This is a genomic window from Vogesella mureinivorans (assembly GCF_007644035.1).
GTDB classification, from domain to species: Bacteria; Pseudomonadota; Gammaproteobacteria; order Burkholderiales; family Chromobacteriaceae; genus Vogesella; species Vogesella mureinivorans.
Genome location: NZ_VMTV02001031.1, coordinates 1 through 525, shown reverse-complemented (window position 1 = coordinate 525; position 525 = coordinate 1). Strand labels below are relative to the sequence as shown.

The 525-nt window shown below is 41.9% G+C and carries 1 pseudogene; it reads left to right on the top strand.

From position 1 onward, the window contains the following. Positions 1 to 174: 174 nt before the first annotated feature. Positions 175 to 525: pseudogene (locus FLQ44_RS22600) on the top strand (GntP family permease); the annotation flags it as partial.

The following is a 525-nucleotide window of genomic DNA, read 5'->3' as shown; positions in this document are numbered from 1 at the left end:
ATCTGTCACTCATTCTAAACTCTTGCTCTTTTAAAGCTGCCCAATCGTTTAATGTATGGGTGAAAGCTTCATATTCTTGAGAGACTTTTTGTTGTTGGTTTTGCTGTATTTCCAATTGCTTCAGCATTGTTTAAAGAGCTTGGTATCCCGAAACGCTTGATTCCAGCAGCGATAATGCTAGGTGCGCTCACCTTTACCATGACTGCTCTGCCTGGCACTCCTGCGATTCAGAATGCGATTCCAATGCCCTTCTTTAATACCGATCTATATGCCGCACCGGGTCTGGGCACTTTAGCGTCAATTTTTATTTTGCTGACAGGCATGTGGTGGTTAAACAAGCGTCTTGCACAAGCAGACCTCAATAAAGAAGGTTATGGCAACCATGTTGAAACGCATCTTGAAACAAAGTTGGTGAAATCAAACCCAAGTCTGATCATTGCATTTGCCCCAATTTTAATTGTGATTATCACCAACTTAGTGCTGACTAAATTGATTTTACCTTCGCTGGACACTGCCTATTTAGCA